Raw genomic sequence first — 22,868 nt, 5'->3', positions numbered from 1 at the left:
AAGAGGTTAAGACTGGGCATCCCTTATTTCGGCGGCAAGTGCAGTTATGCCTTTTTGCAAGGAGCCATATCGCTGCGCATATTCCCGAACCTTGATCTTCTCTTTTTCCTCGGTGGTATAAGCGAGGTATTCTTCCAGGCTTACTTCCGTCCGGTAAACACGAGAGATGGTGCCGCCAAGACTGATAAAGACCTCTTTGTATTTTTTGTTGGGTTCATTGGACTTGTTGAGGGAAAGGACGAGGTTCTTTTCTTTGTCTGTAAGGCCGAGTAATTCCTGTATGTGTTGGAATTTGTTGAGGTACTTGCTTTGGTCAAGCAGGATTTTGCAGTCCGAATTATTGATGATGGCATCTTTTACAATGCTGTTTCCGATGATGTCGTCAACTTCTTGGGTGACGGTAATAGCTTCGCCCTGAAATTTGCGGACAGTTTTGTAGAGGTATTTGATATATTCTGCCATCCCATTCTTAGCAATTGCCTTCCAGGCTTCCTCTAGTAGGATGACCTTATGTACGCCTTTTAGCTTTCGCATCTTGTCGATGAATGCCTGTGCGAGGGTCAGCGTTGCTACTGTGTACAGAATGGGATGTTCCTTGATGTTGTCAAGCTCAAATACCAGGAAACGTTCGTTCAATAGGTCAAGATTCTCGGTGGCGTTCAGCAGATAATCGTATTCGCCTCCACAGTAGTAGGGTTTCAGGACGTAGAGGAAATTCTGAATATCGAAATGCCGCTCGGAAACACCTTCGTCCTTAAGTGTATTGACGAATTCGTCGCGCAGGAACTCATAAAAGGTGTTAAAGCAGGGGCGAATAGATTTATCCTGATCCAGTTTGGTAAAGTAGTTCTGCAGCGCGTTGCTGATCGAAACGTATTCTGACCGTGAATAGGTTTCGGAGTCTTTTTTCCAGAGCGCGAGCAATAGCGTTTTGATGGATTCCTTTTTTTCGGTGTCAAGTTGTTCGTCACCTAAGTAGAATGGGTTGAATTTGATGGGGTTTTCGGGCGTATAGGTGAAGTAGTAGCCTTTGACGAGTTCGCAAAGGCCACTGTAGCTATGGCCAACGTCTACAATGAGAATGTGGCTGCCCTGCTCATAATAGCTTCTGAGTATGTGCTGGGTAAGGAACGATTTACCGGATCCGCTGGGTCCTACCAGGAACTTATTGCGATTTTGGATTACGCCTGTTCCGACAAAGTAATGGGTGATGTCAACGTGTAGCGGCCTGCCGGTAATGCGTTCGCCAAAACGAATACCAGTTGGCGAAGGGGTTGACCGGGAAGTCGTTTCCTGTATAAAAAAGCAGCTGGCTTGTTCGGCAAAAGTCTCGAAGGTCTCGAAGATGGGGAGTTGGCTTGCCGCACCCGGTACGCCGGCGAAAAACAATTGTTGGGCGATAATGGTTTCTTGTTTGGCCTTGGCGTCGAGTTGGGCAAAGGCAGCAGCCACAGCGTTTCGGGTGTTTTTTTGTTGGGTTTTGTCTGTTGTCCAGGTGATTAAATTGATATGGGCCTTCACTGGCAGGCGTTGCTGGCTGATGGCTTCGTTCAAGAAAGCGTTTACTGCATCACGGCTCAAGGTATTCTCCCGAGAGTAGGTTGATAGCGATTGAAGGCGAAGACGCTTGCTCTCCAGTTTCTTAATTACTTCCGGGGTGTTTTCTATCAGTAGGTATTGGTTGACGATGTGGTTGCCGGGAAGCAACTGTCCAAGAGGCGCAGCAAAAGAAACGGGAAATCGCGATTTATCAGTGCTGTAGCGCTCATAATTTGTCTTAGGTCCACATGTGTTTGGGAGATCGTTGATGTCGGTAAGGCTGTATAATTCTACATGCTGCTCTCCAATTTGAAAGTCGGGGTTAAATTGTATGTCTTTGATAATTGGCTGATCGTCTTTGGCCATCAGGAAGCAGTATTGCTCAAGAAGTCCTGGGGATTCAATGCTACTAACAAGTTCTTCATCTTTGACACGACGAACCTTTATATAACCAGTGTCCTGCAGAATTGCCGCGAACTGGGTAGTGACTTCGAGGAATTGATTTGTTTCCCTTGCGTCGAGCATCCCTTTGGGTATAGGCGATTTTAAGTTTGAGAACATGGTTAAAGGGTTGAGGTTCTTTTGAAGGTTTGCCCGTTTGGTTAAATAGAGGTAGCAGGAATGTTCGAGATAGGGGCGTTCGAAGAAGTGTCGATCGCTGGCTTGGGTCAAGAAGGGCTTTTCTTCTGTCGTAGGTTTAGCACGATATCTCGCTTCTAAAAACCAGTCCTGCTTGTGAAGGATTGAATGAGGTGGCAGAAGTCGGATAGCCTTTAGCCAGGCGAAGTGCAAGACATCGTACTCTTCCTCGGAGAGTGTAAATAGTTCCGGCAACTTCAATTCGAAGGCGATAGTGAGATCGCCTTGACGAGATATGATACAATTCTTTTCAATTTTCCAAATTGGAAAGACCTGCTCCAGTTGTCTTATCTTCTGCATGATCATTAAGGCTTAGTTGAAGAAATGGGGTTCTTGATCCGGTTTTTATTTTGGGATAGCTTTTCTGTTGAAGACTTCTTTTGAGTAGACCTGTTTCACCGTATTTGCCGCTGTAGTGCTGAATCACTAGGTAAAAGGCAATGCCGACAGGAAGGGTAATACCTAAAGTGAGGTATATCGAAACTCCTGAAATGTAGAGTACGATAAACAGGAGAAGGATAAGTACCAGACCAACCGCGAAATAGGAGATGTATTGGGCTTTGATGCCCTTAAATTCGATAGGTCTGTTTATTCCTTTGTTGATCTGGTACATGGTCTTGGGATTAAATTCCAAAGAAGGATTTGATGACTGTAGCTACTACTACCAAGAAGATGCAGGCAGAGAACCATGCTGCAGCTACTTTGCTGGTATCCTGATCACCGGACGACCATTTTTGATAGACTTTTACCGCTCCGATGAGTCCGACGATAGCTCCAATGGCATACATCAGTTTGGAGCCGTTTTCAAAATAGCCGGTAATCATTTCGTTTGCTTTGGTTAAGCCGGCGCCACCGTCGCCTTGTTGGGCGAATGATGCGGAAGCGAAAGCGAGCGCTACAGCTAGGGCAAAGGTTTTCCTGTGGAAACATGCGTTTCCTTTTCTGTTCTTTTTGAACATGTTCAATTGAGTTTTATGGTTTGGGGGAATGGTTTGAAAGGAAGAAGTAGGCTACCTTGGGTATGGCAAGGCCCAATTTGGTAGCACTACTTCTGGGCCGAGGGGTAAGCGGATGGAGCAACGAGCGATTGAAAAAGAGCGTTTTATTTTAGAGGTTGTACCAGTTTCTTGAGACCTAATTGTTTGGTAAAGCACCGTGGTAAGAAAAGTCAGATTGTTTAGTTCCAGAGTGCCTGAAGCTCTTGCGGCGTTAGTGTGATTTGACAATCCCTTTCGAGGGCAAGCGCGATATAGGTGTTGATCGAATGATAGTATTCGGTGTCATGAAAAATGTGATAGGGTTCGACAATAGCCCGGATCTTACTGGTTACTTCTTCCGGGTTAGGTGGATTAGAAGCAATGTTGTCGATGGTTTTTTGAATTTGATGTACCACCAGTTCAGCTTCACGGAGGAGGATGCCTTCCTTTTGTTCAAGGAGTTCGAGGAAGGTTTCTTCTTCTGGATCGGGGAACCGCTCGATGGCGGGTGGCAGAAACATAGGTGGCTGTTTAGCTTGGAGTACCTGGCGAGGGATTAAATCTTCCGCTACAGCAGGTTCGGGATCGGGGGCCGGGGCTGCCTTAGCTGTTTGTAGAACTCTTGATTTAAGTAACCACCAATAGTAGGCGCTTAATGCAATCGCAATAATTATTATGGTTGCGTTCCATTGAATGATTAAAAGCATAACACACATTTTTTGAGTTTGTCAATTTTGATTCCTCAACAAATATGCGATGCTTTAGAGGCGATCTTTAACAGTCATGTCCCAGTGCTGGGTGAAATAGTTTGAGAGTTGAAGTGTATCTGTTTTGTAGTGAATGGGTATGACAACTAAAGAAAGGTTGGTGAGGCAATTGACATAGGAGATGTGCTTTATTCATCAACTGGAGATGTGATGGAAGAATTTATAGGGTCTACTGCTTCATAAGGAAGGGTATTTCATCTGCCAGGAGGAATGCTATTTTATCGATCAGGTTGAGTGTTGAGGCTGCAATGCGATTATGGCGGGGGTTGCTTGGAGTTGATCAGAGAATACATACTGGAAGTTGTCGGAGAACCATTAGGATAAATCATTGGTAAGAGTAATTGCATAGAGTTACGACATTGATTACTTATAAATGCTTTTGCGAAAATGGAAATGATTCAAGTACAGTGGGCGATGACTGAGAGCTGGTCTAGGAGATTGTTTTTGCTATTATGATTAGCTGGTCAGTAACGATCAACGCCAGCAGACCGGATAATTTTAGTAAATTTGGTTACTTATGGGCGACGATCTTTCCATAGAAAACAGTTCAGGGCCGAACCTTCCCAGGCGGTTATTTTGGGATTGGCGTTTTGAGGCCATTGACTGGCAGGCTCATGCGCCGGCAATTATTGCTCGGGTCATAGAGCGAGGAAGTGATGAGGAATGGGACGAGGCAGTTCTCTTCTACGGGTATGATAAAATTATTTCTGCACTAAAAAATGACATTACCTTTCTCCCGGACTACGCCGTCGATAAGGCATTAGAGTATTTCCACCTTCAAAAGGAAGATTTAGAATGTTATAGATGTATGCAGCGGAGGAGGGAACACTTGTCTTGATGAGGAAATGCTGTATTTCTGCTATATGAAGTGTAATCAATTTTTATTGCCGTTTGGATAGGAGAAAATAGAAAAATTGCTTTGGGGCGAAGCTTAGATTTTAAGTAGGAGCACTCCATGAGCGTGAATACGCCTTTGTGCCAGTATTAGAGTTAGATTTGGCCTTTTAGCTGGTTCGATATTGAATCTCACATATAGCGAATGTCCATGAATTGGGAGACGGACAACTTATTATGTTGGAGAAAACGAATTACGTAAATGGTTAATGGGGAAAAGCTTGCTAGCTTTTCCCCGTGAAAGATCGCTATCTAACTTTAGTACCTTGCTTCTGTTCCTGAGTTTTATCCTTTTTATCGGCTGCCTCGACCAAGGATTTTGTCAAGGGTGGAAGTTCGAATACTGGCGCTACACCTTGAACATTCGCTTTGTCTAAATGAAGACGTTCCCCCTTTAAATTAAATACTGCTATTTCTCCTACATGGGGTTGCGCAACTAAAGTAACAGATTCTCGGCCTGTGTCTGTTTTTATGATGACTGAAGCCTTGTGACCATCACGCATATTTTGCAGGGCATTTTCCTTCTGCTCCTGGCTCATGGCTGCAAGAGGCAAAGCGCTCATGGCTTTGACTAAATTGAAATTGGAGGAGTTTTCGTACACGCGTCGGTCTGATGTTACGATTTTACCCTCTTTTTGTGTTTCTTGAATGGTCGTCCAGACCGAGACCTGGTTGTTGGATTTTCCCCGAAACTCTGAATGGACATATCTACCGTCCATGGCATTGTACATTTGGCTGGCATTAAAGCCGGTTTGGTTAAAGAGTTGAAATGTGTACTCTTTCTTAGGGGCTTCTGGTTTCTCCAGGACGACTTTTACCTCATTGAGGTAATACCTTTGGTCGTTAGTATCTTTTTTGTTTTTCTGGAAGACAAGTTCATAATTCATCTTGTCTGTTCCAAAACTGGCGGGGACCTGTAGGGAGAACTCGGGTTTACCTTGTTGCATGGCAGGTTGCAGTTGGTCGTCAAAGACTCCCCCGAATCCCATTCGTGGTAAAACCTCTTCTTTGAGGGTTTGATAGTTTCTTGGATCCATAGTTTTTAATTTTTATAGTTTAATAATAGGAGACTAATTGCTGGCGGTTTCAGGTGACTTTTTCTGTTTAGCTCGCAGCTGTTTAACCATAGGGTTATTGTTGATGCGGTCTTTTTCGCTTTGAATTATTTCTTGCACGTCCGCTTTGATCTGGTAGAAATTCTGCATAACGACTGAGTCGTCTACGTTTCGAATAATTGGGATTTCTTTATAAGCTTCTTGTTCCTTTTTCAAGGCGTCAAAGTCCATTGTTATTTTGCAGTGAAAGGCTTTGTTTTTTACTGGCTGCTGTGGACTGTCGGCTAAGGCGCCGACGAATTCCCCGGAAGTGAGGTTGCTGATCCGGGAAACTGGGATGGCGCTTTCCAATTGAGTTGACTTGCTGACCGACACGTCGTTGGTATTTATGCTTAGGGACTCTTTTTCCTGGTTTATTTTGCCGATTCGTTCGCTAAGGGACTTTGAACTTTCTCCCAGGACTTGACCGGAAACGATGTTTCCGCAGATATTCATGATTACTTCGGCCTTTTCTTTTCCATAATCTCTGACTAGTTGGGAAAAATCTTGGATGCCTAGTAATACGCATATCAGGTTGGACCTGGCGGTGCTGATCAGCATATCGACTTGCGCAGTAAGAGTAGGGAACTCGTCGTAGATTAGGGCGCAGGGACGCTGATGTTTCTTGTTGACAAGTTTGTGCATGCGTTCGACGTAAAGGCTTAAGACTGCACCATAGGTTGCTACCTTTGAAGGGTTGTTACCAAAGCAGACAACTTTAGGATTTTGGGGATTATTGATATCAAGGGAGAAGTCATTTCCTGAAAGAACATAATAAAGGGATGGGGAAACCAACCTCGCTAAAGAAATTTTGGCACTCGCGATCTGCCCCTCAAGTTGTTCGGCCGCTCCTCGAATCAGGGCACTGCAGAAGGGGTTGATAAAAACCTCAATTTCTCGCTCCATAGAGAGTACTTCAAACAAATCAAAATAGTCTACTTGCGCAAGCTCGATGGCGTGGGGTAACGTGCAATATTTACCTCCTGCAAATTTCTTAAGATACCAGAAAATTGCTGTAACGAAGATGATTGGGGATTCTACGAAGAAATCTCCTTCTTTGCTCTGCCATTGACGGTTGAGGGCCATCATAAGCGTTCTGGCTGCATCCGTTGCGTCAGTCAAGTCTGTCATATTATCCGGAAAGAGAACGTTGCAGCGGTGAGTTCTCGATAGGTCGTCAAAGTTTATAATATGGAATGATGGTTTGACTGGATATTTATGAGCATGTTTTAGTAGGTGATTGTATAGTATGGTGGTTTGCTCTGGAAACTTCAAATCGTATAAGCCGAATGTGAATTGCCGTTCGACCAATTGGCGAATGAATGTGTTGATCACAAACAAGCTTTTGCCGGAACCTGGTGTTCCGGCGCAGATTGTGCCGCGGAAGGGGTTTTGCCAGTTTAACCAGCCTTTTCTGATTTTTCCCTGAAATGTATATTCCATGGGGATATTGACCGAATATTGGTTTACTATGAGCTGTTCTTGTTGCGGGAAAGATTCGTTGAAATCGTTGAATATGTCTTTTTTCTGTTTCCCTTTAATGATCCTGCTAATTCTAGACAGACCGGTAAGAATGGCAACATAACCTAAAGAGGTAGTGGTAATATACCAACTTGTTATTGTTGCAGGGTTTGCATCGATTTCAAGCAGAAAGACCGAAAGGAAGTAAAATGCAAGTCCTCCGGCAGTCAGTATGCAAAGCGGCAGAATTGTTTGTTTTTCATCTTTTTTACCCTTTACCCCTAAAAGAGAGATGAGTAGTAAAAGGAGGATAAAACATTTGGATCTGGTAATTCCGTTTAGCATGAAGGATTTTTCAGAAAAGTTGAATATCAGTTTGTCGATTAAAATGATGTTGAGATTTTCCTCAGATAGTGTTTCGTAGCTGGCAGCATAGAAATGGCTCAATAACAGAAGTATGCTTCCGAATCTAAGGAAGTCCAGGATTTTTCGCAGGGCTTGTATATTTTCTCCAGTTTCCATATTTCAAGAGTTAAGGAGTTTTTCGTTTTTTCTTTTTGGATTCCGAATAGTCAAGTGCGATCCCTTCGGACTTATTGTCGGGTAAAAGTGTATTCCCCAAAAGCACCGGTACATTTCCAGAATTCATGGAAGATTGTAGCGGTGTATTCTTTTGGGTGTTTTTGGGATGGCGAACCTTTTGGGTTAGATTTCCTAGTTTTTCGATTAATGCTTGGTCTGTCGCTTGATGGGGGTATAGAATATCAATAGTTTTACTTGCATGGTTTATTAATGCGACTGATGACATTGGGTTTTGGCCTTCACTTTTGAATTTTACTTGGAGTCCTTGATTGTTGAGCTCGGCGAAGAGATTATAAAGGTTTGAGTTTTGTGAATTTGAAATCGCATCCCCCAACATTTCACGAGACTTGGAGTTCTCGGCTACTCTAAGCTTATTCTTAAAAAACAGTTTCTGTAGATTTTTCAGGGTTGGTTCGCCCGGGATTGAGCTTGCCTTTATACCTACGGAATATTTCTGTCCTTCCCGGTCAATCTTATAATAAAGCAGTCCGTTGTTGGCGGCTCGGCGCGACCCAGGAAGGCCCGGGTCTGCAAAAATTCCTTTCACAGCAAGAATAGCATTTAGTTCGTCGAGGTTTCTTACCCGATAGTTTCTGGTCGCATACGAAATTGCCAGGGCGATGTCGGATTTTGTCCCTTGGGGCTTGCCGGGGAGAATTGTATGGGATTGATTCCTTTTATGGGTTTGGGCGGGAATTAGGTTAAATGTTTGTTCTATTGCCAGGCGGGCCGGCTCGGACTTTCGCTTGGCAATCATGTGAAGGTTGATTGCTTTTCCATTTTCTTTTATAGTGGTAGTGACGATGTGGACGTGTGGATTGGCAGTGTCGTCATGACGATAGACCAAATATGGTTGGTCGCCAAATCCTATCCGTTTCATGTAATCGGAGGCGATGGATTGTAGTTTTTCATTGTTTAGGGAATCTTGGTTTGAAAAGCTCAAAAAAATGTGAAGGGTATTATTGGAAGTTTTCTGACATAGGGCGTTCCGTCTTACAAATCGATTGACTTTTTGAGAAAAGCCCAAGTCCTCACTGGCACAACCGAACCGTGAGGCAAGTATGAGCGAAGCGGTCCCCTCACGAACTTTGTTTTCGTTATAGTTCAAAGCTTTCGTGACAGATTTTACTATTTTTATTTTTGCAACCACTTAGCGTTCAATTTTGACATAATGGCTAAAAGTTGAGTAATGGAGGGTTCCAGACGGGAATAGTGATGAAATGCTAACTTTGCGAAATAGTCCTTTCTTACTTGTTCTGGATAGGTGTTGTAGCTTTTCGTCAACTGATTAATATTTACGCCAATTGCATTTATTTCTGATCGGATCGCTGCTAGTGACTCAATTAGAATGTCTGTTGTCTCGTCGTGAACGAAGACCTTGATTGGTTTGCCTATTATGATTTTCCTAACTGCACTGCTAATTGTTTCGTCCTTGGTTTGTCGAATAATGGACTTCAGGGTAATAAGTTCCTTACTACTAAGACGCGTATGCACCCTATGATTTAGACCCTTTTCTCCTTTTGTTTGTCCCTTTTTCATTTGATATTATTCGTTTATTGAATAGGCGTAAGCCGTGTTGCCCGCAACACTACATCTTGCTGTGTGCGTTCACGGCACACTCGGCCGGAGGCTGTCGGTAAGATCAGCGGCATTAATGGAAGTGTCTTTAGTGTTACTAGCTTTTAACTTCTATTCCTTCATTTCCGGGGTAGGTCCCAGTGACTGTTGATATGGATCTTATCTGCTCTACCTGAATACCGTGCACTTCCGGGTTAGAAATGAGCTTAAATTCATTCTTAATTCGTTCTTTTTCAGTGGCGTTGAGGCTTTTAGTACCCCCTGTAACAGTGTCTAGCACCATCCAGCAGTTAGTGTATTTTGTGATGATGTACATATATATAAGGTATAAGTGAAAATTAGGGCTGCGTTTTAGGTTTCCCGTTGGCTGAAGTACTTCCGTTTTCGAGGCCTACGAGCTTGTTCGGATTGATGCTGTTGATTTGGATAGCTGATAGGATCTTATTTGAAACCAGGAGTTCTGGGAAAAGCTCCTTCACCGTTGTTATTTCATGAGGTGTAAGGGGACGAGTTGAACGGCTGCTGGCGTTGTACAGAGACCAGGATTCGGAGAATTTGCAGATGTAGTACATAAACTATTGAAGTTTATAGGTTTATTGATTGATTTGAGATTGTCGATTTCTTTTTTAAGAAATGGTCCCACAACTTGTGGGATAATTATATCACGGAATGTTCAACTCTTGCTAATTGGTTGGAAAGTGTTACGTTTTGGGGTTTTCAATGATGAATGCGATTTGCTTCGATTTTTCTGAATCCATTGAAACGCCTTCACCTTCCATCTTTTGAATAACTCACCTTTTTTGTTCCGCCATCGCTTCTTTTCATAAAATCTAAAAAAGGTCTCAGCATTCTCTGTAGATTCTTCTTTTTGTGAAAAGTAGATTTTGACTTCAAAAAGCCTCGGACCCTCGTTTTTGCTCCATGTTACTTTTTCTGATGGTTTCATAAGGTTATAGTCGTTTTCGTGAATTGCCGGATTTTGTGCCTTCCAGGAGTTTCGTGATATCTGCTGCATCATAGTAAAGTGTACCCCCGATTTTGGTGAAAGCGATCGTACCATTGTTTCTTAGAGTTTGTAGGGTTCCAGATGAAAGTGCCAGCATTTTTTTAACCTCGTAGGTTTTCAGCCATTTTTTAGGTTCCGATGCTTTTGGATGAATTATCGCATAAAACCTTTGGAGAAGATCTTGCTTGAATTCCTGTAAATCGGCCATGGTGACAAGGCGATTTGGATTTTGTGGTTTATTTGGGTGCGATGTCGTGTTAGTCATGTTTCTATTTCTATCACAAATATGGGAGCTTGGAAATGGGTTCTTTGGGAGCGGAATCCCAGTACTGGGATAAAAAAAGTGTTGTGGTGAGGCCACTGCTCAAAGACAGCGGGAGCTTGTAATTCGATTTTGGCGTTTGAATGTATCCCAAGGGGCAGAATCAGGGGGAATAGTTCCTAAGTCATAGTTGACTGGACAAGTGGAATTTCCAGAAATGAACTGTTCTCGGAGTTTTTGAACGTCGAATTAAATTGACATTTCGCCTATATTTGTAAAGCTGACGGTGAAACGTTCCTCTAATCATTTAGCGTTATTTTTTCGGACTTGGCTTCCTAGTCAATTTGATCAGCGCACTGAATCATTCGTTTAACAGTTTGTTTAGCTCCCTCCATGTTGGTTTATTTCGTGTATTGGTCAGACACCTCGAAAGTTATGTGTCGATTTAGAAAATAAAATAGAACTATGCGTGCTATTCTAATTGATGTGTTCAAAAGAGAAGTTAGTGAGATTGATTTGCCTCTGGATCTGTATGGTTTTAGGCAAACCGTACAAAAACACCTCTGCTCAGAAAACTTTACTTTTCTTGAGGAAAACATTACGGCCTTGATCATTGACGCTGATTGTTTACTAAAACCAAGCCCGGGTTTCAAAAGCAACTTGATGAAGTCCTGGCCTTTATTTGGGAATGTTATTTGGATTGGGCAAGATCCTATTACAAAGGAGAAACGAGATCTCTTCCATGCTTTTGAAAAAGATTCCCTGGCAATAGAATGGCTTGATCACAAAGCTTCGGAGTTGTTTCGTAAAGACTCTATTGAAAAGAGCAGGCAAGCGCAATCTTGAATTTGTTTAGTTGAGCAATGTGTTTAGGGTAGAGGTAAGCCGATTTAGGTAACTAGCACATTATCTGCAAACTTTTTGGATACAACGGTCTGATGACCTTTTTTGAAAGACACCATCAACGAATGATCAAAGGCTATTCTTTCCAGCACTTTTATTTTAGTGCCGATGCCTACGCTTAATTGTTGCAGGTACATCAGGAAGTCAGAAGATGAATCATTTACACCCACCACCTGGCAGGTGGTGCCTGCTTCGATCTCCGATAATTTGTATCGTTTAGCGGTCTTTATTTCTCCATTGGCGGAAGGGATTGGGTCGCCATGTGGATCATAAACGGGGTGACCGAGGAACTGATCAAGGCGTTCTATTAGTTTTTCGGAATGTATGTGCTCAAGTTGTTCTGCGACTTCGTGCACTTCATCCCAGTTAAATTGCAATTTTTCAAATAGAAATGTTTCCCACAGCCGATGCTTCCGTACCACTTGGATAGCAACCTTCTTGCCCTGGCTAGTTAGTTGAACCCTTTTGTACTTCTCGTAGGTTACCAGCTTTTTCGTTGCCAGTTTTTTCAACATATCCACAACGCTGGGAGGCTTGGTTTGCACACGGTCAGCAATTTCATTGGTTGCAGCATCGCCGGTATCGCTCATGGCAGATAACGAATAGATCGCTTTAAGGTAGTTTTCCTCGGAATGGCTTAATTCCATGTGCCCAATTTTGCATAAAAGTATAGAAAGCAGTCCTAAAAATAAAATTAGGTAACTCTAACATTTAGTTTAGATATATCGCTAAATTTGCTTAAAACTGGCTTATGGGCAAAAAGCATTGGTACGCGCTTTTACTGATCGTTAGCATTACGGGGGGCATTGCCTCCTGTGAAAAGCTAATGACCAAGCCACCGGCAGACGATTCCGTCCTGGATGGTCCGGTTGAAGGACTTACGCCGGAACAATTAACCCAGTTTTTAAAAGGCGATGTCGCGTTCAATGATGAGGTATTTACGTCCGCAACAGGATTAGGGCCGTTGTTTGTTGCTACCTCCTGTGGTACCTGCCATGCCCGTGATGGCAAAGGGCACCCCTTTACCACCTTAACCCGGTTTGGCCAAACTGATAGCACCGGCAACAAATTTCTCCATGCCGGCGGCCCGCAGTTACAAGACCGGGCCATTTATACTTACCAGCCAGAACAGATCCCTGCCGGCGCCACCTTCTCGAAGTTTACGCCGCCGGCCAATACCGGGCTGGGATTCCTGGATAATGTGACTGACGCCAGTTTGATGGCCCTGGCAGATCCCGAGGATGTAAATGGCGATGGCGTATCCGGGAGGCCAAACTGGATAAAAATACCAGATTACCTCAGTGAAAGAACTAATAGCATTGTTAACAATGGGAAGTATATAGGCCGGTTTGGCAAGAAAGCGGCCGCCTATGACCTGTTTCATCAAACCGTTAACGCTTACAACCAGGATATGGGCATCGCTTCATCTTATGAAGCCCACGACACCTACAACGGTCAAGAAATAGATCCTGAAGTAAGCAATCAAACCGTTATAGACGTGGTGGCCTACCTTAAAACTTTGAAGGCTCCTATTCAGCGAACCTCTTCGGACCCCGCTGTAGTAAGTGGCCAAAAGATATTTACATCGATCGGTTGTGGTAAATGCCATACACCGGAACTGCATACCGGTTATTCGTCCATCAGTGCACTGTCTGACAAAACATTCTTTCCCTATAGTGATCTGCTATTGCATGACATGGGGCCAAAGCTTGACGATGGCTACACGGAAGGCAGCGCCCACACCAATGAGTGGAGAACTCCGCCGCTGTGGGGATTAGGACTTTCCAGGAATTCGCAGGGAAGCAATTATTTCTTAATGCACGATGGCCGCGCCAGGAGCATTGAGGATGCCATCCTTTTACATGGCGGCGAAGGACAGCAAAGTAATAATAAGTTCCAGCAGCTTTCTGCACCCGATAAAGCTACATTGATCAAATTTCTTGAATCACTTTAAAAGGGTCTTGTTTTATGAAACGTCGTGATTTTCTGATCAGCAGTTGTACTGCCTGTTTGTCGGCCTCCGCAATGGCAGGCCTGCTTAGTGGCTGTAAGTCGACTCAATATGTAACCGGCCACTTAAATAAGGATGGTCTATTGGTGGACAAGGACGATTTTAAGATCAACAACAACGATTACCGCTCTTATATCGTGGTGCGCCATGATGAACTAAAGTTTCCGGTTTGCATTTACCGGTTCAGTGACACGGAATACAGCGCCATCTGGATGCAATGCGCCCACCAGGGGGCAGAGCTACAGGTAGCTGGTGCTTACCTGCAATGCCCCGCCCATGGCAGTGAATACAGCAACAAGGGAAAAGTGACCAATGGCCCTGCCGAAAGAGACCTGCGCACCTTTCCCGTTACGGTAAACCATTCTCAATTATTTATTGACCTGCGAAAACAATGAAACAAGCTATTTTACTAACCCTTTACTGCTTACTGGCCTGTAGCGCTTTTTGCCAGATAGATCCTGATCTATTGCGCAGGGTGCCTGTCAAGAATGATTCTTTTCAACTTAATATGGATGCCATATACAACAGGCCCTTTCTGCAGGTAGGTAAATTGCCGGTGGCTGTGGGCGGTTATGTGGAGGGCAACTATCAGTATGTCAGTAACAATGGTGTTAGCGAAGGCCACCAGTTCCAAATGCGAAGGCTGACTATCTTCTTGTCTTCGTCTATCAACAAGCGGATAAAATTCCTGACAGAAATAGAGTTTGAGGACGGCACCAAAGAGATCAATATCGAGTTTGCTTCTGTAGATATTGAATTTGCCCCCCTGTTGAACCTGCGGGGCGGGATTGTGATGAACCCGATAGGGGCTTTTAATCAAAACCACGACGGCCCTAAATGGGAGTTTGTAGACCGACCAATATCAGCCACTCAATTGTTGCCGGCTACCTGGAGCAATGTCGGTTTCGGACTGTATGGGAAAAAATATACGGACAATTGGGTATACGCCTATGAAGTATATTTGACCAATGGGTTTGATGATAGGATCATTGCCAACCCAGACAACAGAACTTCTTTACCGGCCAGTAAGGAGAATAAGGATCGTTTTGAAGAGAGCTTTAATGGAAGTCCATTGCTAACCGGTAAGTTCGCCATCAGGAACCGGCAGATAGGGGAGCTGGGCCTGTCTTATATGGGAGGCGTGTACAACAAGTTTGAAGAAGATGGTATTGTGCTGGATCAAAAACGACGGGTGGATGTGCTGGCGCTGGATTTCAATACGAGCCTGCCTCACACCAATACGGCTATCAATACGGAGTGGGCCTGGATAAAGGTGAATATACCTGATACCTATACGCAACAGTTTGGCCGCAAGCAACAAGGTGGCTTTATAGACATTGTACAACCGATTCTGAAGGGAAAGATGTTCGATTGGGAAAGGGCCACCCTGAATGTAGCTGTACGTGGAGAATATGCAGATTTCAATGTGGGTACTTTCAAGCAGACAGGCGGCAATATTTACGACCACGTTTATGCCATCGTGCCTGCGATCAGCTTCAGGCCTACTGCGCAGACCGTGTTAAGGGCCAATTACCGGTACGAATGGCGGAGAGATGTTTTAGGCAACCCGCCAACTAAAACAACCGGGATACAAATTGGCTTTTCTACGTATTTCTAACAAATGAAATATCTAAGCGAGAGTTTCGGCGCTATGAAAGAAAAATTCTGCAGAAAGGGGATTGTCATGGTCATAAGGGGCTTCTTTGCTAAAGCAGCAACATGCCTATAATTGATTACTTGGAGCTATTAAATGTCGCACTTTTTAGGTGTACCCGTTTTGACAACTTTTAAGCCATTTTACTTGCCTTTACAAAGGCATAGTATTGCAAGACTTCTCTTAATTCAATAGTATTATTCAATTTATTTGATCAATTGTCAAATTTTGCTTTGTTTAGATTGAATTTTTGGTAGACATTCTATAAAAAAGAATTGTCTAATTTAGTGACCTATTTTATAATTAAGATATGACCTATCGCAAATACTTCATCTTTGTTATTGTGTTAACGTTAGTGTTGGCCTGCCACCAACAAAAATCAAAAGATATACAGGTTGTTATTGGACGAGGCGGTATGCCAGCCATGTCGAAGGCTACAGACGGCCTTCAGGTCGTATATGGGATCGGTGACAGTATAATGTATGTTCCTTACAATTTCCATAACCAGGTATCGTCGCCCTCTTTGATTGCAGTATTGCCCAATCTTGCCGCTTCTCATTCCCGTGGTCCCCAAATTGCTACAACCCAAAGCGGAACTACTGTCATTGCCTGTAATGGTGCCGGTAATATTTTTTCATACTTAAAGGATAATACAGGCCAATGGTCTACAGCTATACGGATAAATGATATGGATACGACCGCAAAAGAAGGTCTTGTGGCACTGGACGGCAACGGAGATCGTCTTTTCGCCGTCTGGCTCGATCTGAGAAGCAAACACAATCAAATTTTTGGAGCTAGCTCAACGGATGGTGGTAAAACCTGGTCAAAGAATATACTGGTTTACGCCTCGCCGGATACTACCGTTTGCGAATGCTGCAAGCCTTCCGTTGTTGTTAAGGACAATACAATTTCCATCATGTTCCGTAACTGGTTGGACGGCAACAGAGATCTATACGTTGTTCAATCATCAGATGGTGGCAACTCCTTTGGTAATGCACAAAAATTGGGCACCGGGAACTGGGCACTTAATGGCTGTCCCATGGATGGTGGTGCTCTTGCCGTTCAGGATGATCTCACAGTTCAAACAGTATGGCGCAGGCAAGGCAAGATATACTCTTGCCAAGCAAGTAAACCTGAAACCGAGGTCGGAGAAGGAAAAGGATGTACTATGACGCTTGTAAACAATCAACCTGTTTATGCCTGGGTGGAAAATGGGCAAGTAGTCTGTTTATTACCCAAATCAGGCAAAAAAGTTTTGGGTAAAGGCAGGTATCCGGTTCTTAAATCAGTAGATGCAAGCAGCTTTGCCTGCCTCTGGGAGTCTGAAAAACAAATACAATTACAGGTTGTTACTTTATAATAATATGCAGCCTTATAACAAAAATATAGTCTGCGACCGTTGCATCCTGGTGGTCAGGGAGCAGTTGGAAAAACAAGGACTTTCCTACAAAAACATTCAACTTGGAGAAATTGAACTTACCTTGTCTCCGTCTGCAACCGATTAAAGGTACTAAATGATCCACTGCATAACCTGGGTTTTGAAATGCTGGACGATAAGAAAGAAGCCCGTATAGAAAAGACAAAAACAGTACTATCCAATTGGTACATGCGGCGGATGATGTGGATCTTTCAAAGAAGTTGTCTGTTTGGTTGCATGAGATAAACTGCAACTTGACTATGTATCTCCCAGTCTCTTTTCTGCGATTGAGGGCATTACCATCGAAAAATACGTCATTCTCCAACGAATTGAAAAGCCCAAGAGCTGTTAATGTACGATGATCTAAGTCTAAGCGAAATTTCCGAAAAACTGAACTACAACCGTGTGCAACACCTTTTCCAACAATTCAAAATGGTCACCGGGCTTACACCTTCTCACTTTAGACAACTGAAAGAAAACAAACGCAAACCTTTAGACAAGGTGAAGCCATAATTATATAACTCTTTCCGATAATTCTGTAAAAATTCCTTCAGGGGATTCAGCAACTTGCATAGCTATACGATTGATCTATGCAAATCGGGTATAAAATCTATATTAAAGGAATGGTCTGCGATCGCTGTATTCTTACAATTCGCAATGAATTGGATGGGTTACAAATTCCTATAAATGAAATTACACTGGGAGAAGTTACTACACTTTCTGCATTGACCGCACCAGATATAAAAGCCATCGGGGAACAGTTATTGCCATTAGGATTTACCCTACTCGAAAACAAAAATACAAAATTGGTAAAGGAGTTGAAATCACTGGCTGAAAAGGTATATGCAGGATCTTTTGACTTTACAGATGGTTTTTCGTTTTCAGGATTAGTAGCTGCTACTTTTCACAAAGATTACGTATCTATAAGCAGCATTTTTTGCTCTGTTGAAGGCATAACGCTCGAAAAATACATTATTGGCTACCGCATTGAGAAAGCCAAGGAAATGCTGGTTTATTCTTCATATTCGCTTACTGACATAGCTTATAAATTAGGCTACAGCAGTGTAGCTCATTTATCTGCCCAATTTAAAAATGAAACAGGTCTTACCCCGTCCCACTTTAAAAAGATCAGACAGGATAAATCTCAATTTAGGGGCAGCAAGCATAGCATCCGAAAAGTTAGTTAACATCTACTTTCTATTGATTAACAGCAAGCTTCTATTCGACGGTAGCATTGTGTAAAATGAATTAACGTCAATAATTACCTTAACTCGCAATGAAAATACAAAGTTGGCTAATAAATCTATGTTATTATTATAAAGGGTTTCTGCCCTATCCTGGATATGGCCTTTAATATCCCAAACATCTTTATCCATAGGTGCCTCAAATGGCCTAAGCAACTGCAGGTTTCTTTGCAAACTTTTCACGCAAACGATCATAAGAATCCGTTCAGACTTCATTTTAGTTCAATTCTCCGTAATCACACTGACTACACCCGCCACATTATCGTTTATAATTATTGCTGCCTTTCGTTATTACTTTTAGCGCCAAGACCAATAGAGGAATGAAAATAGATAAACATATTTTGGCACAATATCATTTCGTGCCAAGTTAATCTTTCACTTTCGTAATGAATGGTAGATCAAATTGATGTTTTAGAGCACTTAATGGTAATTAATTAATTGGTACCACGAAGTCCCCCTCATTGCTTAATTTTTCAGAAACGCTAAACGAACAATATTTGCCATTACATCCAGATTTTAAAAACCCAATTAGACATAGTAGAACTGATCTAAAAATAATATAAATCTCACGAACTATAGTATAAGAGTTATCTCTCCTGTCCATTCTATTTTTGATTATAATTAAACGATACAAAAGCATTATGCAGATAAATACAGTAAGATTATTGCTGGTAACGATTTTTGTTGCCATTTCCGTAGCATCCTGCACATCAAATGAAGAAAATAAAAATAGTAAGTCAGAAGATACTACAGCATCGGTTCCTGCAGCTCTTCCCGTCGATGTAAAGATCATAACTGAAGCAGCGATCGAGCAGACAGAAGCTGTAGCAGGCTCAGTTGTGCCAAACCGAACGGTGGAAATTATGAGCGAATTGGCAAAAAAGGTGACTGCTGTTTATTTTAAAGACGGAAGCTTTGTCAGTCAGGGACAGGTATTGTATGAGCTTGATGATGCAGATGTCAAGGCAAAAATCCGCCAGCTTCGGGCTGATTTGAACTTGGCAAAGATAGACGAGCATCGTTTGAGTGAATTATTAAAAACAGAAACAGTACGCCAGGAAGAATATGATATTGCACTGGCCAAACTGCAATCTTTAGAAGCTGCACAGGACATTCTCCAGTTAGAGTTATCGAAAACTCTTATCCGGGCGCCCTTTCCGGGAGTTGCCGGATTTACAAAAGTATATGTCGGTACGTTGGTGAGTCCGGGCATGTCGCTCGTTAGCTTCCAGGAGCAAGATGTGGTAAAAATCCAGTTTACAGTTTCTGAAAAATATTTACCCCTGGTCAATGCTGGCAGCAGTATTCAATTCAGTACAGAGCTCAATAAGGAGAAAATAACAGCAAAGGTTGTGTCAACAGAAGCATCGATCGATATGCAATCAAGGAATATTACGGTGCAGGCGATAACAACGAATGCCGGTAGAAAATTAAAAGCAGGCATGTCTGCTAAAGTATATTTCAATACTTCCCGGGAAAATGCAAAGGCCATTACGGTACCCACAGAAGCACTAATACCCGGAGGAAATGGCTACAGTGTATTTGTTGTGAAAAACAATACCGCAAGCATCACACCGGTAACCATAAGAAGCCGTAATGAAAAGGATGCCTTGATTAGTTCAGGATTGAACAGCGGAGATACTGTGATGGTATCAAACATGCTTCGTGCAACAGATGGTATTCCCGTAACTGTTGTAACCTCTCATTAAGTCATTCAAAAATAATTTATTATGAGTTTACCATCATTAAGCATAAAAAAGCCGGTGCTGGCGGCAGTATTTTCGGCGTTGATTGTAATTGCCGGTTTAGTGGGCTGGAAGTATCTTGGTGTGAGGGAATTTCCCATGACGGAGCCTCCCGTAATTTCCGTTGTTACTTTTTATCCAGGTGCAAGTCCTGATGTAATAGCATCCAAAATTACCAAGCCGATGGAAGAATCCATTGCGGAAGCCAATGGTGTAAGAACAATTTCTTCTGAATCCAGAGAGCAGGTAAGCATTATTTCAATTGAATTTAATCGCGACATTGATCTAAACGACGCATTGAATGACGTGCGTGATAAAGTTGCCAAATCTAAGAACCAGATACCGGCTGATGTTGATCCTCCTATAGTAGAGAAAGCGACTTCACCGGATAATCTCGTGGCCTTTCTTGAAGTGGAAAGCGATACCAAAGATATTAAGGAAGTAAGTCACCTAGCGTCTACGATCATTAAAGACAGAATGCAATCCATCCCCGGCATTCAACGCGTTGCAATTGTAGGAGAACATAAATATGCGATGCGCTTGCGCTTCGATCCGGTTAAACTAGCGGCCTACCAGTTGACGCCAGAAGATATTCGTATAGCACTAGCCAAAGAAAATATCGATTTGCCTTCCGGGCGCATCGAAGGAAACAACAGCGAACTGAGTGTTCGTACCCTTGGACGGCTTACCACGCCAGAGGAGTTCAACGAAATGATCATCAAACAATACGGGGATGCAACCATTCGATTAAAGAATATTGGTTATGCCGAATTGGGAGAGATGAATGAACGGAATGCCATCATCAATGAGACAGGTGGTAAAAATGCAATCGGCGTGGGAGTAGCCATACAAATTCAACGTGGCGCCAATGCGATTCAGGTTGTAGATGAGTTTTATAGAAGATTAGAAAGCCTTAAAAAAGAAATCCCATCTGACTACAGGCTTATTGTTGGATTTGATTATACTAAGCCGGTAAGGGAATCAATTAAGGAAGTGGAAGAAACCCTGTTTATTGCATTTGGTTTGGTGGTTATCATCATCTTTCTGTTTTTGCGCGACTGGAGGTCTACCATCATCCCGGTTATTGCCATTCCTGTATCTATTCTATCTGCTTTTTTCATCATGTATGTAGCTGGCTTCTCCATTAATGTATTAACCTTGCTGGGCTTAGTATTGGCTATTGGGCTGGTGGTAGATGATGCCATTGTAGTGCTGGAAAATATTTATAAGAAGGTAGAGGAGGGGATGCCGCCGATACAGGCTGCTTTTGCCGGTAGTAAAGAAATTTACTTCGCCGTCATTTCTACAACCATCACACTCGCCGCCGTATTTATGCCCATCATATTCATGGGGGGCATTAGCGGACAGCTATTTAAGGAGTTTGCAATTGTGGTATCAGGATCTGTATTGGTATCGGCATTTGTAGCATTGACATTGTCGCCCATGCTGAGCGCCTACCTGCTAAAAAAGAAAAGCAAACCCAATTGGTTATACAGAATAACAGAACCTTTCTTTGTTAAACTCAATAATGGTTATGCTTCCTGGTTGAAAGGATTTATGATGCATCGCTGGCTGGCCTGGGTATTCCTGATTGCAACAGCCAGCCTTATCTATTTTATTGGAAGGAAAATACCTTCAGAACTGGCGCCGGTAGAAGACCGGAGCAATATGAGCCTGATTGCCATTGCTCCGGAAGGGGTTTCATTTGATAAGATGAAGCAAAATATGATGGAAGTGGGTAAGTATGTGAATGATTCAACCGAAGGCTTATATCAAACCTATTCCATGGTGGCTATTTCCTTTATCCCGGCCCCGGCGCCTACCAGTTTTGCTGTACAGTCCATTTATTTGAAGGATCCCCAAGAAAGGAAGACCAATATCCAGCAATTGTATAACCAATATGGTATGGCTTCCGGAAAATTCAGGAACCTGTTATTGTTCCCTTATTTGCCTCCAACAATTGGCACCCGTTATGGAGGCGGTATGCCGGTTCAGTATGTATTGCAGGCGCCTAGTCTGGATAGTATCTCATCCATCCTGCCAAAATTCCTGCAAGCAGCAAGGCAAAGTAAGAATTTGATGTTTGTGGATGCAGACTTGAAGATCAATAAACCTGAAATAAGGATCAATATAGATCGCAAGAAAGCGGCATTGCTTGGCGTATCCATCCAGGAAGTAGCAAGAGCCTTACAGCTTTCCTTCTCCGGGCAGCGCTATGGATATTACCTGCAAAACGACCGTCAATACGAAGTGATCGGGCAGGTGGAAAGAATCAATAGAAATGATATCAGTGATCTGCGTTCCATTAATATCCGGTCGGCCAATGGACAAATGATCTCTTTAGATAATCTTGTGGCAATAGACGAGGGTATTAGCCCGGCCGCCATCTATCGCTATGATCAGTACACCTCTGCAACGGTATCTGCAGGAATAGCTCCCGGAGTGAGTTTGGCAGAAGGCATTCAGGAAATGGAAAGGATCAAAAAAGAAGTATTGGGTGATAACTTCAAGGCAACGCTGGCAGGGCAGTCGAGAGACTACCAGGAAAGTCAGGGGAATATCAATTTCACTTTGATACTGGCATTACTGCTCATTTATATGATCCTGGCTGCACAATTTGAAAGCCTGCGGGACCCGCTGATCATTATGCTAACTGTGCCAATGGCAGTTACCGGTGCTTTACTAAGCCTGCATTGGTTTGGCCAGAGTTTGAACGTATTCAGCCAGGTTGGCATTATTACGCTCGTTGGGTTGATCACCAAAAATGGGATTCTTATCGTTGAATTTGCCAATCACCTGAAGGACAAGGGCATGTCTAGGCTTGAAGCAGCCATTCATGCCGCAGAGCAACGGTTCCGTCCTATCCTTATGACTTCATTGGCTATGATATTCGGCGCCCTGCCGATTGCATTGACCAATAACAGCCGTCAATCACTTGGGATTGTAATTGCCGGGGGATTAGTATTTGCAGGTATTCTAACTCTGTTTATTATACCAGCTGTATACTCATATTTGTCTTCCGGTAAAAGGAAACAAAAAGTGGAAGATGAAGCAATGGCAATGGAACATGCACAAAAACAAATTGCCTAACAACC

The 22,868-nt window shown here is 43.0% G+C and carries 21 protein-coding genes; 10 read left to right on the top strand and 11 right to left on the bottom strand.

All coding sequences use genetic code 11. The features are described from left to right. Window positions 1-6 precede the first annotated feature (6 nt). The 4 genes from P2H89_RS23170 to P2H89_RS23155 form a co-directional block, all read right to left on the bottom strand. The gene (locus tag P2H89_RS23170; protein WP_275831412.1) at window positions 7-2,478 is read right to left on the bottom strand and encodes a TraG family conjugative transposon ATPase; all 2,472 of its coding nucleotides are present in this window, start codon (window positions 2,476-2,478) and stop codon (window positions 7-9) included. Beyond that, complete coding sequence (locus P2H89_RS23165) at window positions 2,429-2,791, bottom strand: DUF4133 domain-containing protein (RefSeq protein ID WP_275831411.1); 363 nt, start codon at window positions 2,789-2,791, stop codon at window positions 2,429-2,431. Before P2H89_RS23165 ends, P2H89_RS23170 begins: the two co-directional genes overlap by 50 nt. A gap of 10 nt (window positions 2,792-2,801) precedes the next feature. Beyond that, the gene (locus P2H89_RS23160) at window positions 2,802-3,137 is read right to left on the bottom strand and encodes a DUF4134 domain-containing protein (RefSeq protein WP_275831409.1); all 336 of its coding nucleotides are present in this window, start codon (window positions 3,135-3,137) and stop codon (window positions 2,802-2,804) included. 218 nt (window positions 3,138-3,355) lie between these two features. After that, entirely contained in the window at window positions 3,356-3,862 is a 507-nt protein-coding gene (locus P2H89_RS23155) for a hypothetical protein (protein WP_275831407.1), read from the bottom strand. 577 nt (window positions 3,863-4,439) lie between these two features. Between P2H89_RS23155 and P2H89_RS23150 the strand changes: the two genes are divergently transcribed. Beyond that, entirely contained in the window at window positions 4,440-4,760 is a 321-nt protein-coding gene (locus P2H89_RS23150; protein WP_275831405.1) for a hypothetical protein, read from the top strand. A 304-nt stretch (window positions 4,761-5,064) separates the two neighbouring features. Here P2H89_RS23150 and P2H89_RS23145 read toward each other — a convergent pair whose 3' ends face one another. The 6 genes from P2H89_RS23145 to P2H89_RS23120 form a co-directional block, all read right to left on the bottom strand. After that, window positions 5,065-5,853 (bottom strand): hypothetical protein, encoded by a 789-nt coding sequence (locus tag P2H89_RS23145; RefSeq protein WP_275831403.1) that lies wholly within the window; start codon window positions 5,851-5,853, stop codon window positions 5,065-5,067. A gap of 33 nt (window positions 5,854-5,886) precedes the next feature. Beyond that, window positions 5,887-7,893, bottom strand: coding sequence for a conjugal transfer protein MobC (mobC, locus tag P2H89_RS23140; RefSeq protein WP_275831401.1), 2,007 nt, complete (start codon window positions 7,891-7,893; stop codon window positions 5,887-5,889). Between the two features lie 10 nt (window positions 7,894-7,903). Further along, window positions 7,904-9,103: a relaxase/mobilization nuclease domain-containing protein gene (locus tag P2H89_RS23135; RefSeq protein WP_275831399.1), complete on the bottom strand. Its 1,200-nt coding sequence runs from the start codon at window positions 9,101-9,103 to the stop codon at window positions 7,904-7,906. Then, a complete protein-coding gene (locus tag P2H89_RS23130; RefSeq protein WP_275831397.1) occupies window positions 9,088-9,492 on the bottom strand; it encodes a hypothetical protein in 405 nt (134 codons plus the stop codon). The genes P2H89_RS23135 and P2H89_RS23130 overlap by 16 nt, the downstream gene beginning before the upstream one ends. Window positions 9,493-9,628: 136 nt before the next feature. After that, window positions 9,629-9,847 carry a hypothetical protein gene (locus tag P2H89_RS23125; protein ID WP_275831395.1) on the bottom strand — a complete coding sequence of 73 codons (219 nt, stop codon included), beginning with the start codon at window positions 9,845-9,847 and terminating at the stop codon, window positions 9,629-9,631. Between the two features lie 634 nt (window positions 9,848-10,481). Next, on the bottom strand, window positions 10,482-10,802 hold the full coding sequence (locus tag P2H89_RS23120) for a helix-turn-helix domain-containing protein (protein ID WP_275831393.1): 321 nt from the start codon (window positions 10,800-10,802) through the stop codon (window positions 10,482-10,484). Window positions 10,803-11,264: 462 nt separating this feature from the next. Between P2H89_RS23120 and P2H89_RS23115 the strand changes: the two genes are divergently transcribed. Beyond that, window positions 11,265-11,645: a hypothetical protein gene (locus P2H89_RS23115; protein WP_275831391.1), complete on the top strand. Its 381-nt coding sequence runs from the start codon at window positions 11,265-11,267 to the stop codon at window positions 11,643-11,645. Window positions 11,646-11,689: 44 nt separating this feature from the next. Here P2H89_RS23115 and P2H89_RS23110 read toward each other — a convergent pair whose 3' ends face one another. Further along, the gene (locus tag P2H89_RS23110) at window positions 11,690-12,349 is read right to left on the bottom strand and encodes a metal-dependent transcriptional regulator (protein WP_275831389.1); all 660 of its coding nucleotides are present in this window, start codon (window positions 12,347-12,349) and stop codon (window positions 11,690-11,692) included. A gap of 104 nt (window positions 12,350-12,453) precedes the next feature. On the opposite strand from P2H89_RS23110, the gene P2H89_RS23105 reads away from it, so the two are divergent. The 8 genes from P2H89_RS23105 to P2H89_RS23075 all read left to right on the top strand — a co-directional run bounded on the left by P2H89_RS23105 (window position 12,454) and on the right by P2H89_RS23075 (window position 22,863). Next, window positions 12,454-13,656: a di-heme oxidoredictase family protein gene (locus tag P2H89_RS23105; protein WP_275831387.1), complete on the top strand. Its 1,203-nt coding sequence runs from the start codon at window positions 12,454-12,456 to the stop codon at window positions 13,654-13,656. A gap of 14 nt (window positions 13,657-13,670) precedes the next feature. After that, the gene (locus tag P2H89_RS23100) at window positions 13,671-14,108 is read left to right on the top strand and encodes a Rieske (2Fe-2S) protein (RefSeq protein WP_275831385.1); all 438 of its coding nucleotides are present in this window, start codon (window positions 13,671-13,673) and stop codon (window positions 14,106-14,108) included. Then, window positions 14,105-15,331, top strand: coding sequence for a hypothetical protein (locus P2H89_RS23095; protein WP_275831383.1), 1,227 nt, complete (start codon window positions 14,105-14,107; stop codon window positions 15,329-15,331). Before P2H89_RS23100 ends, P2H89_RS23095 begins: the two co-directional genes overlap by 4 nt. 346 nt (window positions 15,332-15,677) lie before the next feature. Next, window positions 15,678-16,727 (top strand): sialidase family protein, encoded by a 1,050-nt coding sequence (locus P2H89_RS23090; protein WP_275831381.1) that lies wholly within the window; start codon window positions 15,678-15,680, stop codon window positions 16,725-16,727. A gap of 408 nt (window positions 16,728-17,135) precedes the next feature. Continuing rightward, window positions 17,136-17,297, top strand: a complete 162-nt coding sequence (locus P2H89_RS35435) for a hypothetical protein (protein WP_345799375.1) — start codon at window positions 17,136-17,138, stop codon at window positions 17,295-17,297. A 77-nt stretch (window positions 17,298-17,374) separates the two neighbouring features. Then, entirely contained in the window at window positions 17,375-17,971 is a 597-nt protein-coding gene (locus P2H89_RS23085; RefSeq protein ID WP_275831379.1) for an AraC family transcriptional regulator, read from the top strand. Between the two features lie 698 nt (window positions 17,972-18,669). Beyond that, window positions 18,670-19,737 carry an efflux RND transporter periplasmic adaptor subunit gene (locus P2H89_RS23080; protein WP_275831377.1) on the top strand — a complete coding sequence of 356 codons (1,068 nt, stop codon included), beginning with the start codon at window positions 18,670-18,672 and terminating at the stop codon, window positions 19,735-19,737. A 21-nt stretch (window positions 19,738-19,758) separates the two neighbouring features. Then, window positions 19,759-22,863, top strand: coding sequence for an efflux RND transporter permease subunit (locus P2H89_RS23075; RefSeq protein ID WP_275831375.1), 3,105 nt, complete (start codon window positions 19,759-19,761; stop codon window positions 22,861-22,863). Window positions 22,864-22,868 lie beyond the last annotated feature (5 nt).

Source organism: Paraflavitalea sp. CAU 1676 (assembly GCF_029223285.1).
GTDB lineage: Bacteria > Bacteroidota > Bacteroidia > Chitinophagales > Chitinophagaceae > Paraflavitalea.
The sequence above is the reverse complement of the archived record's forward strand: the minus strand, read 5'-3'. Positions and strand labels throughout refer to the sequence as shown.